General features: G+C 43.3%; 14 protein-coding genes. 5 read left to right on the top strand and 9 right to left on the bottom strand.

Annotation, left to right across the window (positions count from 1 at the left end; genetic code table 11):
• Nucleotides 1-110: 110 nt before the first annotated feature.
• The gene (locus QNK26_RS08640) at nucleotides 111-242 is read left to right on the top strand and encodes a DUF3149 domain-containing protein (RefSeq protein WP_101061649.1); all 132 of its coding nucleotides are present in this window, start codon (nucleotides 111-113) and stop codon (nucleotides 240-242) included.
• A gap of 146 nt (nucleotides 243-388) precedes the next feature.
• The gene (locus QNK26_RS08645; RefSeq protein ID WP_319222257.1) at nucleotides 389-754 is read left to right on the top strand and encodes an STAS/SEC14 domain-containing protein; all 366 of its coding nucleotides are present in this window, start codon (nucleotides 389-391) and stop codon (nucleotides 752-754) included.
• Nucleotides 755-767: 13 nt separating this feature from the next.
• Here QNK26_RS08645 and QNK26_RS08650 read toward each other — a convergent pair whose 3' ends face one another.
• On the bottom strand, nucleotides 768-1,061 hold the full coding sequence (locus QNK26_RS08650) for a DUF3630 family protein (protein ID WP_319222258.1): 294 nt from the start codon (nucleotides 1,059-1,061) through the stop codon (nucleotides 768-770).
• A gap of 33 nt (nucleotides 1,062-1,094) precedes the next feature.
• Nucleotides 1,095-2,915: a DNA helicase RecQ gene (gene recQ / locus QNK26_RS08655; RefSeq protein ID WP_319222259.1), complete on the bottom strand. Its 1,821-nt coding sequence runs from the start codon at nucleotides 2,913-2,915 to the stop codon at nucleotides 1,095-1,097.
• Nucleotides 2,916-3,123: 208 nt separating this feature from the next.
• On the opposite strand from recQ, the gene QNK26_RS08660 reads away from it, so the two are divergent.
• From QNK26_RS08660 to rarD, 3 genes are all read left to right on the top strand, one after another.
• Nucleotides 3,124-5,316, top strand: coding sequence for a hypothetical protein (locus QNK26_RS08660; RefSeq protein WP_319222261.1), 2,193 nt, complete (start codon nucleotides 3,124-3,126; stop codon nucleotides 5,314-5,316).
• A 106-nt stretch (nucleotides 5,317-5,422) separates the two neighbouring features.
• Nucleotides 5,423-5,917, top strand: coding sequence for a thioesterase family protein (locus tag QNK26_RS08665; RefSeq protein WP_319222263.1), 495 nt, complete (start codon nucleotides 5,423-5,425; stop codon nucleotides 5,915-5,917).
• A 96-nt stretch (nucleotides 5,918-6,013) separates the two neighbouring features.
• Nucleotides 6,014-6,919, top strand: a complete 906-nt coding sequence (rarD, locus tag QNK26_RS08670; RefSeq protein WP_319222265.1) for an EamA family transporter RarD — start codon at nucleotides 6,014-6,016, stop codon at nucleotides 6,917-6,919.
• 68 nt (nucleotides 6,920-6,987) lie between these two features.
• Here rarD and QNK26_RS08675 read toward each other — a convergent pair whose 3' ends face one another.
• The 7 genes from QNK26_RS08675 to lysA form a co-directional block, all read right to left on the bottom strand.
• Nucleotides 6,988-7,629: a chromophore lyase CpcT/CpeT gene (locus QNK26_RS08675; protein ID WP_319222267.1), complete on the bottom strand. Its 642-nt coding sequence runs from the start codon at nucleotides 7,627-7,629 to the stop codon at nucleotides 6,988-6,990.
• A 110-nt stretch (nucleotides 7,630-7,739) separates the two neighbouring features.
• Entirely contained in the window at nucleotides 7,740-9,908 is a 2,169-nt protein-coding gene (gene uvrD / locus QNK26_RS08680; RefSeq protein ID WP_319222269.1) for a DNA helicase II, read from the bottom strand.
• A gap of 46 nt (nucleotides 9,909-9,954) precedes the next feature.
• Entirely contained in the window at nucleotides 9,955-10,671 is a 717-nt protein-coding gene (yigB, locus tag QNK26_RS08685; RefSeq protein WP_319222270.1) for a 5-amino-6-(5-phospho-D-ribitylamino)uracil phosphatase YigB, read from the bottom strand.
• On the bottom strand, nucleotides 10,671-11,600 hold the full coding sequence (xerC, locus tag QNK26_RS08690; protein WP_319222312.1) for a tyrosine recombinase XerC: 930 nt from the start codon (nucleotides 11,598-11,600) through the stop codon (nucleotides 10,671-10,673). Before xerC ends, yigB begins: the two co-directional genes overlap by 1 nt.
• 37 nt (nucleotides 11,601-11,637) lie before the next feature.
• Nucleotides 11,638-12,363, bottom strand: coding sequence for a DUF484 family protein (locus QNK26_RS08695; RefSeq protein ID WP_319222271.1), 726 nt, complete (start codon nucleotides 12,361-12,363; stop codon nucleotides 11,638-11,640).
• On the bottom strand, nucleotides 12,360-13,190 hold the full coding sequence (gene dapF, locus QNK26_RS08700; RefSeq protein WP_319222272.1) for a diaminopimelate epimerase: 831 nt from the start codon (nucleotides 13,188-13,190) through the stop codon (nucleotides 12,360-12,362). The genes QNK26_RS08695 and dapF overlap by 4 nt, the downstream gene beginning before the upstream one ends.
• 39 nt (nucleotides 13,191-13,229) lie before the next feature.
• Entirely contained in the window at nucleotides 13,230-14,486 is a 1,257-nt protein-coding gene (lysA, locus tag QNK26_RS08705; protein WP_319222274.1) for a diaminopimelate decarboxylase, read from the bottom strand.
• Nucleotides 14,487-14,543: the final 57 nt, after the last annotated feature.

The following is a 14,543-nucleotide window of genomic DNA, read 5'->3' on the forward strand; positions in this document are numbered from 1 at the left end:
TAACAAAACCATTCACTGATCTGGATCAGTTTCCTTGTGTTTCAAGTTGTTATGATTATCCATAAATAAGTAACCAATAACATAATCACTGACTAATAAAGGATGACACGATGGATATCTGGACTAAACTTTTAAGCGATCTTTTCTCTGATACTGTTGGCATTGCTTCATTTAGCGTGATTGCACTGACCTTTATTATTGTTAGCGTACTGATCAGTATGTTTATTGTGAAAAGTAGATAATAGCTACGGGCTAATCGCGACACATTAATAATTATCAGCAAATAGCGACTATAATTAGTGCATCATCATGAATGTTAGCCGCTTTGCGCCCCCGAATTAATGTCTTAGTGCACTAACTCAGGACATTCAGCCACCCGGAGATGTCCATGATCACTATCATCAATCTATCTGAAGCCAATCTGTTTATTAACCTGTCACAAACCATTACCCACCATGATTACGAAAACGTATTAGCGCCAGTGATCGCCGATATCCTCAAACAGCATCAGCAAGTGAATGTCTGCGTTATATTCGCCAATGACTTTGTCGGATTCGAGCTACATGCGTTAGTTGATGATGCGATGATGGGGATAAAGTATTGGCAGTATTGGCATAAAATAGCGTTTATTGCCGAACCGAAATGGTTGCATACTGTGATGACAAAATTTGAAGCAATCAACCCGATCGCAGTTGAAAGTTTTTCAACGACTTTACAGGCTGAATTATGGTTTAACGAAGAAGAAATCTTTTAGTGGCGAAGAACAACTAACTGCGCGTTAGCTTTGCTGCTATTTCAACAAGCATGCCCTGCTCTTCTTCACGGGCCACCGCCAGCCATGCACTGCCGGTGTAGTCTTCAAATTCAAATAACAAATTAATATCTTGGTATTCTAATACCCAAGCGTGACGATCAGCGCCCCAGTTTTTATCACATACGCGCGCGGCGATTAACTCAACCAATGTCGGCGCTAGGGTGGTAAAATTTTCAAAATTCAATGTCGCATGCTCTAACATCAAAATATTAGCCGTTGCTTGTTGTGTTGCGAGAGTCCAGCTCATGGTTTTATCCTTAAATACGTTTGCTCTGTATTGTTAATCGTAAGCCGCTATTTTAGTTAGAAATTGACGACCGAAGCGTTCCAACTTGACGTGGCCAACCCCGTTAATATCCAGCATTTCAGCTTCATTTTGCGGTTTGATCTCGGCCATTTCCGCTAATGACGCATCATTAAACACCACATACGGGGGAATATTTTCACTATCCGCAATGTCTTTACGTAACTTACGCAAGGCAGCAAACAGTTTGCGATCATAATTAAAGTTAGCAATGCGGCTACTGCGTTTTGGCGCTTTATCGACATTGGTGATCGGTTGTAAGCGCGGTTCGGCTAATTCGAGTTCCTGTTCACCACGTAATACCGGTCGTGCTGCTTCGGTTAACTGCAATACCGAACTGCGGGTAATATTTTGCAGTAATAAACCGCTATGAATTAGTTGGCGTAACACACTTAACCAATGTTCTTGCGATTTTGCCTTACCAATGCCAAACGTCGACAACTTATCGTGACCACGTTCTTTCACTCGTTGGTTCTGCGAGCCTCTCAAGACATCAACAACATATGCCATACCAAAGGCTTGGCCGACACGGTATACACACGACAACGCCATCTGCGCATCTTTGGCACCGTCATAACGCTTCGGCGGATCCAAACAAATATCGCAGTTACCACACGGCTTATCATTAAACTCACCAAAATAATTCAGTAATACCTGACGACGGCAGGTTTGTGCTTCAGCAAAGGCCACCATGGTATTGAGCTTATGCATTTCAACCCGCTGCTGCTGTTCATTCTCTGTTTGTTCAACCATATAACGCACCCGCATTATATCCGCCGGATCAAACATAAGTAACGCTTCGGCAGGTAAACCATCACGTCCCGCACGGCCGGTTTCTTGATAATAAGATTCGATATTTTTTGGTAAGTCATAATGCACCACAAAACGGACATTGGGTTTATTAATCCCCATACCAAATGCCACGGTCGCCACCACGATATCGAGTTCATCACGGATGAATGTTTCTTGGGTATCTTGGCGTTCTTGCTGCGATAAACCAGCATGATAAGGTTTGGCATCAAAGCCTGCGCGACTTAGCCCTTCCGCGACTTCTTCAACCCGTTTACGGCTGGTGCAATAGACAATGCCACTGACACCATCTTGTTGTTTGACATAACGTTTGAGTTGATCTAATGCTTTAAATTTTTCCACTAGCGAATAACGAATATTAGGTCGGTCAAAACTCGACATACTCACTTTCGGATCATGCATTTGCAATTGATTAAGAATATCTAAGCGCGTGGCATCATCTGCAGTGGCCGTTAGTGCCATCAAAGGAACATGCGGAAATAACTGTTTCAACTTACCTAATTCATTATATTCAGGTCTAAAATCATGACCCCAAGAAGAAATACAATGGGCTTCATCAATGGCAAACAAACTGATTGGCAACTGCTGTAGGGTCTGTAAAAAATCCCCCACCATCAAACGTTCCGGAGATAAATACAACACTTGTAAGCGGTTATTGTGTAAATCACTAAATATTTGCGCCGACTCTTGGCGGGCCAAAGTGGAATTCATATACGCCGCCGCAACACCACTAGCACGTAATGCATCGACCTGATCTTTCATTAATGAAATTAACGGACTCAATACAATCGTTAAGCCACCGCGTACCAATGCCGGTACTTGATAACATAATGATTTACCGCCACCCGTGGGCATGATAACGAGGCTATCGAGACCTGCAACCGCATGTGCGATCACCTCTTCCTGACCCATACGGAATTGTTGATAACCAAAGACAGTTTCAAGCACGTGTTGAGCTGATGGCAGAGGGGAAACGGATGCAGTCATGGTGGTTCGATCTCAATATAAATAATTTGGTGTGCGCAGTTCATCGAATCTGCGAATCCACGATTTTAGCAGTATATACATGCTGTAAACAAACACTAGTAAAAACAAAATAAGCATGTGGGCATTAACAAAATAATCCAGTCAACAAAATTGGCCTAAACTAAGTAGTTAATAGGTAGTAACTCGCTAATCGAAAAGGACATTCAACTTGAATATATTAAAACAGGTTATTTTAATTATTTGTTTTACTATTATCGCACCGATAACTAACAGCCAAGTATTTCCATCGGCAGGCACAGCCTGGGTATTAACGGGCCAGCAACAAAGTGCAACCGCGCCTGATTGGCAACCACAATTTAGCACACCTGAAATTGTCTCTCGTTGGGAAGAAGCGCACGCTGATATTAGTATTGGCGGCCATTATCAACACGCCACCACCAAGGTCGCCAGAATCGATTATATGTATAACCAAAAATTAGAGTGGAAAATGGGCGTTAAAGAGCAGTATTTACGCCACCAACTCGCCCAATCTCAGCAACACTATGAGTCACTATTTTTACACTTCCAAAATGATACTGAAATAGCATTACCGAAAAACACCAACGGCCATCTAACCCCTCTTTATGGGGTGCCAGAAGTGGTCGCAATTAAAAATAACGACTCACACGCCACACCAATTAAATTGCTAGCGATGCCATTGCAACAAGCGGTGACACTGGTTAACCAACAGACCCTGTATCTGCTTTCATCAGAAAAGCTCGATGGCTTAACCCTGCAATTTAATCATCAAGACAAAGGCCAGCAACTCGCCAATTCCAGCGTTAATATTGCCTATGCGACGAATGCTATAAATAGTGCCGTAGACGGTTCAGCCTCTCACCCAAAAAATGAAGACACCAATTGGCAACTATTAACTAAAAGTGCCCTGAGTAATATAACCAAAATGCACTGGCTGCCACCCAAGAGCTGGCCAAGAGTGGCATTTAGCCCGGTATTAAACCAACAAACGTCGGTGGCACACGCCCGTTTTTTTGCACTCAAAATAACTATAAATACCCCATCCGCAGGACTGCAACTTTCGGCAATAAATCTACCGTCTTGGTATAACATCATTCAAAATGGGGATAAACAGCAGGTCACCATTCCAGGTTGGGATCCAATTAACGATACCAATAAAGACAATTATATTGATGATCGGGAATATACCCAGCGTCAGAATCAACAAGCCAGTGCCCGCTTTCCCTATCAAGCACGCCTCGTACCACTGGGACGTATGTGGAGTCCACAATCTTCCTTTTGTTATACCAATTTATTCACCGTCGCCAACCGTAAATTATTTGCTCAATACCTAGAGCAGCACTGGCAAGCACAGGGTTTTGTCGGCGCTTACAATGATGATTTATATCGGATCCCAGGAAAAGTACAATTCCCGAGTAGCAATGAAGGTAAGGTATTGGAATTACAACTGCCAATCAAACAAGTCAGTCCACACTATTGGCAACAGCTCAGTGCATTTACCCAGCAATTACAGCAAGCAGGCACTGAACGCTGGATAGGTGCTAATATTTCCAACTTGAACTTATTTACCCAACCAGACTTGCTGCCGGTGAATAGCGGTTTTAATTTCTTTGTCCGTGAAGACTATATTCACCCGAGCATGGGCTTAATTCACAAGGATGGGCTACTCCAACACTGGGAGCACTTTGTTCTAGCAGCGCAAGGGAAACGTAACATACTAATGGCAAACACCCGCAAAGGCGGCAGAGTCAGCTGGCAAGGTCATACGGCAGCCAACTGGGAACATGATAAAAGTACCAATCTGGCGATATTTTATTTATTTAATAATCCAAGCCTCGATTTTTACCAGCAATGGAATAATAGCTTTTACTATTCTAGTGCCAATACCGAGAGCAATAATTTCTATCAAGCAGGTATTCCTAAAAATGTAGCTTACCAACCAACCAGCATGTTACGCCATGACATTGGTAAACCTATTGCTGCACCGGCTAATTACCCGGCTGTCAGTTATGTCGATGCGGATAATAATATTATCGCTAGCAGTATTGATAGCCAACTCAGCGTCAATAATCAGCTGTTATCGATTACCCCGAGCCATTGGTTTTACCTGCACCAGCAAACGGCGAGCACACTCCCTTGGCAACAAGAACAACCCCCTAAGACGGCGGTAATTGCACGACAATACCAACAAGGGTTAATCCTCTACTACACCGACCGGCATGGTAAAAATAAAACATTCAGCCAACAGGCCACAGCGACCGTTGAGTTACCGGGTCAATACCGCAGGCTGAATGCCGATGGCAGCCTTGGTAAGGTCATCGATAAGATCACCTTAAGCGGTTATCAAGGTGTCATCTTGATCCCAGAAAATAAATCCACATAAAATAAAATCAGCCAAATATGCAATTTCAAGTGTATTTAGCTTGAAAGTGAGCTACCTTAACGTAACTCACTAATTAATTAACAGCAACAAAGCTTAAGCAGGATGCATGCAAACAATGACCGAGCAAGATGTAATTGATCAAGAACTCACGGAACAGCAAATGTTGGATTTCATTAGTGATATGTTTATGAACCAAATGCCCTTTAACGACCTGCTCGGCATGCGGATCACCAGCTACACCACTGACAGCATTGAGCTATGTATCAATATGGATGATAAGTTGATTGGTAATCCCATCCGTAAAATACTGCATGGCGGTGTGACGGCAAGTCTGCTTGATGTCGCTGGCGGCATGTTGGTTGCCGCGGCAGCGATTCCACAAATGGCCACCAAAAGTGCCGCCAACTTCCATAAAAACCTCAAATCACTGGGTACCATCGACTTACGCGTCGATTATTTACGTCCCGGTTGGGGCGATGAGTTCACTGCTACAGCGCAAATCATTCGCTCAGGCAATAAAGTGGCCGTCACCCGTATGGAATTACATAATCAAGAAGGGGTTCACATCGCTTTTGGTACTGGTACCTATTTAGTCGGCTAACCAACCACAAAGATAATTAATATCACTATCCCTGATTATCCATCATTGTTATGCTAGCCGGCCTATTTATTCCTATAAAAACCGCTGGCATAATCAATGACAACCAACAATGATACTAAGCAAGGGGTGATATTTGCCATCCTCGCTTATGTAATGTGGGGCATGGCTCCACTCTACTTTAAACAGTTACAGCAAGTACCAGCTTATGAGATCTTAGCCCACCGTGCGCTGTGGTCTTGTATTTTAATCGCCGCATTACTCAGCTTATTTAAATTATGGCCGATGGTAAAGTCGGTATTATCCGTACCTAAGAATGTGTTATTACTGCTGTGCACATCATTACTGATCAGTATTAACTGGTTAACTTATATTTGGGCGGTTAATAATGATCATTTACTCGATGCCAGTTTAGGTTATTTTATTAACCCGATTATAAACGTCTTGCTTGGCATGGTTTTTTTATCTGAAAAGTTACGTAAATTGCAGTGGTTGGCGATTTTATTTGCGGTAGTGGGGATCTTAATTCAAATCATCACTTTAGGCTATCTACCTTGGGTAGCCTTGGTATTAAGCTGTAGCTTTGGTTTCTATGGCTTGCTACGCAAGAAGTTACACCTTAATGCACTGGTGGGTTTATTGATTGAAACCATGATCATGCTGCCTGTCGCTGCAATTTATTTATTTATCTTTGCAGATTCTGCGACATCCAATCTCGGCGCCAATAGCTTACACCTTAATCTACTGCTACTCAGTGCGGCGTTTGTCACGACGGTGCCGCTATTATGCTTTAATCATGCTGCCGTACGCTTACCGCTATCAACATTAGGCTTCTTCCAATACATAGGTCCAACATTGATCTTTATTCTTGGTGTGACGCTGTATGAAGAAGTGGTAAACACAGAAACACTGATGACGTTTACCTTTATTTGGGCAGGGCTGCTGATATTTAGCGTTGATGGTCTTAAACATAATCGCCATCAACGGATAAAACTAAAATCCTAATAGCCTCAGGCCTATCAACATAAATGACCTATTAAGCACCCGATGTTAACCTTCAAGAGGGTGCTAATTTAATTCGCTGATTGACCCACATGATAATCTTCAAGTTTCAAAAACGTCACTGGTTTATCAAGTTGACCCGGCATTAAATTGCCAAACTTGTCATAAGCGCCATCTAAAAATGAAATATTCACTTCAGAGACTGCAAAAAATGTCGTCATCAACGGTATGCCGGTATTGGTCATACAAGAATCCGAATCGGTTTCCCCCACAAAGGTACCGGTCACCTTTAGCTCAATCAATAACTCACAGTTATTATTAATACTGAGCTGAGACTGAGTTAAACTCTGCAATACTTCGGGAAAATAATAAGCGCCAGCAAAATCAGAGGCGCGCGGAATTGAATAGCTATATAAACGGATAAAACCATTCGGGCTGGCGACTAGTTGTAAAATACGCTGGCGAAATGGTTTGTTTGAAGAACCAATAATACGGCTTTCGATATATAACCACTCACCATCAATACTATCTTGCCAAATAGGTAATACTTGCAGGCCGATGTGAACTTTACGTCCTTGAATAACATCGTTAGTTGTTCTATGTATCCCAGATAGCCATTGCCCTAATAACGCCGTATTTTCTGATTTAAATAAAGCAGAATAAGCAAATGAGCTGAATAAGCACATAAGCGCGACGATTAATCGTAATATCAAAATAACTCCCTGTAGCCACATAGGCAGCGCTAACATCCACATTAGCGGTTAATATGCAGTGATACTATCCTAAAAAATCGCGCAACTATACTACAAAAAGTTGAGTGTTACTATAGAGCCTGCAATCTCGCGTAAGAAACCACGAGCCATTTACTGCCAAGTTGATCAAACTCAATTTGAATACGACATTGTGGACCACTACCTTCATAGTTCATCACAATACCCTCACCAAATTTAGCATGCAGCACTCGTTGACCTAATTGATAACCGGTCGACTCAAATGACATTTTTTCAGCACCCGCACTAAAGCGACCAAATTGCGTTGGTTGGCGGATCTGGGTTTTTAAGCGGATCTCTTCAATGTACTTTTCTGGTACTTCACGAATGAAACGTGATGGACGGTGATTCATTTCTTTACCGTATAAACGGCGTGATTCAGCATAACTGATATATAGTTTTTTCATTGCACGCGTGATACCGACATAACAAAGGCGGCGCTCTTCTTCCATACGCCCTGCTTCTTCAGTCGATTGCTGACTTGGGAACATGCCCTCTTCAACACCCACCATGAATACCACAGGGAATTCCAGACCTTTCGCTGAGTGTAATGTCATCAACTGCACAGCATCTTCAAACTCATCCGCTTGGCCTTCTGCAGACTCTAAGACTGCAAACGCTAAAAATGCCGATAACTCAGTCATCTCTTCACTATCATCTGGGATCTTAAAACCACGCGCTGCAGAAACCAGTTCCTCTAAGTTTTCAATACGAGATTGGGCTTTTTCACCTTTCTCTAACTGATACATAGATTTCAAGCCTGAGTATAAAACCACATGATCGATTTGTTCATGCAGGGCTAATTCAGCAACATCATTATCAAGTTCGGTGATCAACTCTACAAATTTACGGATCGAACTCGCCGCACGGCCTGCGATCAAATTGTTGTCCAATAAATAGATCGCGGCTTGCCACAAGGTTGACCCCTGTTCACGACTCGCATCACGCAATAAGGATAATGCACGCTCACCAATACCGCGGGTAGGTTTATTGACAATACGTTCAAATGCAGCATCATCGTCACGGTTGTTTTTCAGACGCATATACGCCATCGCATCTTTAACTTCAAGACGATCGAAGAAACGCAAACCACCATAAATACGATACGCGAGTTGCTCTTGCAGTAACGCATCCTCGAGCACACGCGATTGAGCATTGCTACGGTATAAGATCGCGCAGTCACTGAGTGAGCCACCTTGATCTTGCCATTCTTTAATACGACCGATCACAAAGCGCGCTTCATCCACTTCATTGAATGAGGCATACAAAGAGATCGGTTCGCCTTCGCTATCTTCAGTCCATAACTCTTTACCCATGCGTTCACTGTTATTAACAATAAGGGCATTGGCGGCATTCAAAATATTACTGCTCGAACGGTAGTTTTGTTCTAACTTGATGGTTTTAGCACCATTAAAGTCGGTCAAGAAACGTTGAATATTAGCCACTTGCGCACCACGCCAGCCATAAATAGACTGGTCGTCATCACCTACGATCATCAAGTTGCCATGATCGCCCGTGAGCATACGCAACCAAGCATATTGAATGTTATTGGTATCTTGGAATTCGTCGACCAGAATGTTGGAAAAACGATCTTGATAATGAGCGAGAATATGCGGTTTGTGCAACCACAGCTCGTGCGAACGTAATAACAGTTCGCCAAAATCGACTAAACCAGCGCGATCACAAGATTCTTGATAAGCTTGATAAATCTTGATCCAGTTACGTTCGATCGGATCATAGGCTTGCAAATGTTCAGGACGTAGACCTTCATCTTTTTTACCACCGATATACCACATTGCCTGTTTCGCTGGCCATTGTTTTTCATCGAGGTTCATGGCTTTGATCAACCGTTTCAATAACCGCAGTTGATCATCACTGTCAATAATTTGGAATTCAGCAGGCAGACCCGCATCTAAATGATGCGCGCGTAATAGACGATGAGCAATACCATGGAAAGTACCAATCCACATACCTTGCTGACGGCCTTGTAATAATTTATCCACACGACCACGCATTTCTGCTGCCGCTTTATTGGTAAAGGTCACCGCTAATAAAGAATAAGGTGAGCATTGCTCAACCTGCATTAACCACGCTAAGCGATGTACCAATACTCTGGTTTTACCACTACCAGCACCCGCTAAAACCAGCATACTCGATGGTGGTGCCGCAACAGCATCACGCTGCTTGTCGTTGAGGCCGTCCAGTAAGAGAGATACATCCATAATTTAGTCACCTTAGACTGTATATTTAATCAGTAGAATAGAGGGATTATAACAGGCTTGTTAATTCATCCAAGTGCGTTATTTCAATATCGGGTAAATGACTGGCTTTACTACTCGTCATTAGCGATTGTTGTTGGTCATTAAACCAAGCTGACATGAAACCATTGCGGATCGCTCCTGCCACATCGGAGTTAAGATGATCACCAACATGGAGAATATGTTGTGGTGGTACTTCCAAGGTTTTTGCCGCCAGTGAAAATAGGTCTGGATATGGCTTCATTCTCAATCCATTACCCGGTTTTATTACCGCGGTAAAAAACGGCGTTAAGCCAATTTTATCGGTATCGACATTACCATTAGTCACCGCAATCAATGGGATCTTACTGGCGAGTGCAGATAATACCGCAAAGGTTTGTTCTGGCACGACAAAGTCACTGCGCACGGCCAGTACTTGCGCAAAGATCCCCTGCGCAACTGAATTAGCCTCAGCGTCACTGTAACCGTGGCGTAAAAATAACGTGGTTAAACAAGCAATGCGGATCGCACTGACATCATGTACCAAACTGGGCTGGAGATGAATCACATGGCGTTTTAACTGTAACCAGCCATTATTATCTAAATGAGTGATATGTGGATATTGGCTGCGTAAATGCATATGCATCCACGCTTCGGCGCGACGAACCACCGGATAATTATCATATAAGGTATCGTCTAAATCAAAACTCATGGCCTTAATCGGCTGTAATCGTCGATAGAACTTCATCAGTCTTCCTTTGTATTTTTCTTTTTAGCGCGAGGATGAGCAGCATCATACACTTTAGCCAGATGTTGAAAGTCTAAACTGGTATAGATCTGGGTGGTACTGATATTAGCATGCCCTAATAATTCCTGAACTGCACGTAAATCGCCACTTGATTCAAGCATATGGGTGGCAAATGAATGGCGTAATTTATGCGGGTGAACATGACTGGTTAATGTTTGTTGCTGCCCCCACTTCGCCATACGACTTTGCACGCTGCGATGCGAGATCCGACGGCGCAGCTGACTGACAAATAATGCTGGTTGCGCACTGTCAGCATATTCACCTCGTACGACTAACCATTCTTTTAATGCGGTGATCGCGACACTGCCGATAGGTAACTGGCGCTGTTTATTACCTTTACCAATTACCCGCATGGTTTTATCCCGTAACTTGACGTCCTGCAAATCTAAATTAACCAGTTCATCTAACCGTAAACCAGCGGAGTACATCAACTCCATCATGGCTTTATCCCGTAACACTAAAAACGGAGCATCTTTTTCTTCCGTATTGGATACAGCTAATAATTGGTTAATTTCATCAACATCCAGATTTTTGGGTAACGACTTATGCTGACGCGGTGCAGATACCCCTTTAGCTGGGTTAGCAGTCAAATCGCCCTGTAATACCAGGTAATCACAAAAGCTGCGTAATGCGGATAGTTTAGTGGCTAAGCTGCGCGGAGAAAGGCCTTGTTTATGATTTAAGGTCGCGAGCTTACGTACTTGTGCAGCATCAAGCGAGCGCCACTCGGTGAGCGGAAATGTGAGCATTTGCGCGGCGAATAAGGTCAGATGACGGCGATAGTTACGCGCAGTGTGCAGACTCAATTGCCGCTCACTGGTGATATAACGTAAAAAACGTTCAATCGGTTTCAGCAATTGTGCTGGCAGATCGCATGGTGCAGGTAAGTCATTACCTGCAGCGGTATTATTTTTTGATGGCGTGGTCACGTAAAGGCATCAGTTGCGGTAACAGGGTAGAGATAATGCGGCAAAGCTGGCCTAACAGCAAGTTATCCATGCCCGATTGGTAATGTTCGCCGTTGGCACTACCGATAGCGAGTAAGCCGTATTCACCACGTTCGCCCAATGCCATTAAAGCGACAGAGTTAACCAAAGCATCTTGACCAAACAGCAAAGCTTTATCCACACCTGTAACGGGACCAAAGTAGTGATCGCCGCCTGCAAACTGTTGCTGACGGATCCGAATCAATTGTCCGGCTGAAATAGCTAAAGGTAAATATTGTGACTTAAGGTGAAAATAGGCTTCATTAAGATGTAAATTAACAGCAGCCAAAGGCAGTTGCGATTGGATCTGATTGACTAAGATACGTTGCATTTGCATCACTGAAGTACAATGAAACAGTGCCGTGTAAATATCCGCATAGATGCGAAATAATTTATCGTTGTCAGCGGCAATCGCCACTAATTGCTGTAACTGCAGCTCTAAATCAGCAATGCGTTGTCGCTGTCGTTCTAACCGTAAAGTCACTAAAGACACGCTACCTTGCGCGCCATGAGAAATGGCTAAGGAATCAACTAATTCATGATTACGCACAAAAAAATCTGGTTCCGCCTGCAAAAAATCAATCACATCTTGTTCTGAAATAGCAGGCGTTTCGGTCATCAACATCGAGGCTTTAACATCGATCATATATTAATTTGCCCATCGTAGACATGTGTAGCAGGACCGGTCATAAATACCGGTTTACCTGGACCTTGCCATGATATTTGTAATTTTCCGCCAGGCAGTTCAATACACACATCTTGACCCAGTTTACCTTGCAGTTGACCAACAACCGCCGCCGCACACGCCCCCGTGCCACATGCTTGTGTTTCACCAACACCACGCTCATAAACACGTAACTTGGCATGATCCGGTGACAATACTTGCATGAAACCGGCATTAACACGATTCGGAAAACGTTCATGATGCGCGATCGCATGCCCAAGTTCGGCTAATGGCGCGGTATCGATATCATCCACTAACGTGACACAATGCGGATTACCCATCGACACTGCACCACAAAACACCGTACTGTCTAGCGTACGTAAAATATAGGTTTTTTCTTGCTTAGTAGCACGAAACGGAATTTTATCTGGGGCAAGTTCTGGCACCCCCATATTTACCGTGATCTGACCATCGTATTCAACCTGCAAAGAGATCTTACCGGCACTGGTGCTTACCGCGATCTTATCTTTATTGGTTAAACCTTTATGGCGCACAAAACTGGCAAAACAGCGAGCGCCATTGCCACACTGTTCCACTTCACTACCATCAGCATTAAAAATACGATAATGAAAATCAAGTTCAGGATCATAAGGCGCTTCAACCACGAGTAGTTGATCAAAGCCAATGCCGGTATTTCTATCCGCCAAGCGACGGATATTATCATTATTAAAAAATACATTTTGGGTAACACAGTCTACAACCATGAAATCATTACCCAGACCGTGCATCTTTGAAAACTGTATAAACATATGAACCTGTAACCCTTATTCTATTCTGCAGATAAAATTTTATGCGGTAGGTAAAATTGCTTCGTCTTTCCAGATTTCTGCAAGCTCTTCTCGGCGGCGAATTAAATGCGCCACATCACCATCAACCATCACTTCAGCAGGGCGACTACGCGAATTATAGTTAGAACTCATGGTTGAGCCATATGCACCCGCAGAGCGAACAACAATATAATCATCCATGGCGATAGCTAAATCACGGTTCTTACCTAAGAAATCACCGGTCTCACAAATAGGGCCGACCACGTCGTAGTTTCGAGATTCACGCACTAATGATTTATTCACTGGCGCAATGGCTTGCCACGCACTGTATAACGCCGGACGAATAAGATCGTTCATTGCCGCATCGACGATAGCAAAGTTTTTATGTTCAGTAAGTTTAATATACTCAACTTTACTCACCAAAATACCAGCATTGGCCATGATCGCACGACCAGGTTCAAAAATAAGCGCCAGTTTACGACCCGCTAACTTATCTTTTAATGCTTGTGCATATTCAGCAGGCAGCGGTGGTGTTTCGCCTTCATAAGGCACACCTAATCCCCCCCCGACATCAAGGTGTGCAAGTATAATACCTTGTGATGAAAGTTTATCTATTAATACCAAAAGCTTATCTACGGCTTCTAAAAAAGGTGACAGTTCAGTCAGCTGAGAACCAATATGACAATCAACACCTTTTAATTTAATCCCCGGCATTTTGCTGGCAGCTTGGTAAACACCTTCAGCAAGATCAATATCGATACCAAATTTATTTTCTTTCAGCCCTGTAGAAATGTAAGGATGCGTACCGGCATCAATATTAGGGTTCACACGAATAGACACGGGCGCCTGCACCCCACGGTTCACCGCAACGTCGTTAATACGTTCGAGTTCAGGCATCGATTCAACATTGAAGCAATGAATATGATGATCGAGTGCTAAATTGATTTCTGCGACCGTTTTACCGACACCCGAAAATACAATTTTGCTTGGGTCACCGCCGGCAGCAATTACCCGTAACAACTCACCAGCAGAAACAATGTCAAAACCTGAACCTAAACGCGCCATCACGTTAAGCACTGCAATATTCGAATTAGCCTTTACCGCATAACAAACCAAATGCGGGTGCTCACCAGCCGCATCATTAAATGCATGCCAATGACGCTCAATTGTCGCTCGGCTATATACGTACGTTGGCGTACCAAATTTTTCTGCAACGTCTGCAATCGCACACTGCTCTGCAAATAACTGGCCATCATCCTGATAATTAAAATAATCCAATGCTCTATTCCTTTTCTTTAATTCGTAAACACATCCATTCATTGTCCATCATGCAAC

This window comes from Moritella sp. (assembly GCF_033791185.1).
Taxonomy (GTDB): domain Bacteria; phylum Pseudomonadota; class Gammaproteobacteria; order Enterobacterales; family Moritellaceae; genus Moritella.

What these genes read in the sequence shown, in the direction of transcription:
- yigB (WP_319222270.1), bottom strand. Translation starts at nt 10,671, where the DNA reads ATGAAGTTCTATCGACGATTACAGCCGATTAAGGCCATGAGTTTTGAT.
- QNK26_RS08645 (WP_319222257.1), top strand. Translation starts at nt 389, where the DNA reads ATGATCACTATCATCAATCTATCTGAAGCCAATCTGTTTATTAACCTG.
- QNK26_RS08695 (WP_319222271.1), bottom strand. Translation starts at nt 12,363, where the DNA reads ATGATCGATGTTAAAGCCTCGATGTTGATGACCGAAACGCCTGCTATT.
- QNK26_RS08640 (WP_101061649.1), top strand. Translation starts at nt 111, where the DNA reads ATGGATATCTGGACTAAACTTTTAAGCGATCTTTTCTCTGATACTGTT.
- QNK26_RS08650 (WP_319222258.1), bottom strand. Translation starts at nt 1,061, where the DNA reads ATGAGCTGGACTCTCGCAACACAACAAGCAACGGCTAATATTTTGATG.
- rarD (WP_319222265.1), top strand. Translation starts at nt 6,014, where the DNA reads ATGACAACCAACAATGATACTAAGCAAGGGGTGATATTTGCCATCCTC.
- recQ (WP_319222259.1), bottom strand. Translation starts at nt 2,915, where the DNA reads ATGACTGCATCCGTTTCCCCTCTGCCATCAGCTCAACACGTGCTTGAA.
- uvrD (WP_319222269.1), bottom strand. Translation starts at nt 9,908, where the DNA reads ATGGATGTATCTCTCTTACTGGACGGCCTCAACGACAAGCAGCGTGAT.
- QNK26_RS08665 (WP_319222263.1), top strand. Translation starts at nt 5,423, where the DNA reads ATGCAAACAATGACCGAGCAAGATGTAATTGATCAAGAACTCACGGAA.
- dapF (WP_319222272.1), bottom strand. Translation starts at nt 13,190, where the DNA reads ATGTTTATACAGTTTTCAAAGATGCACGGTCTGGGTAATGATTTCATG.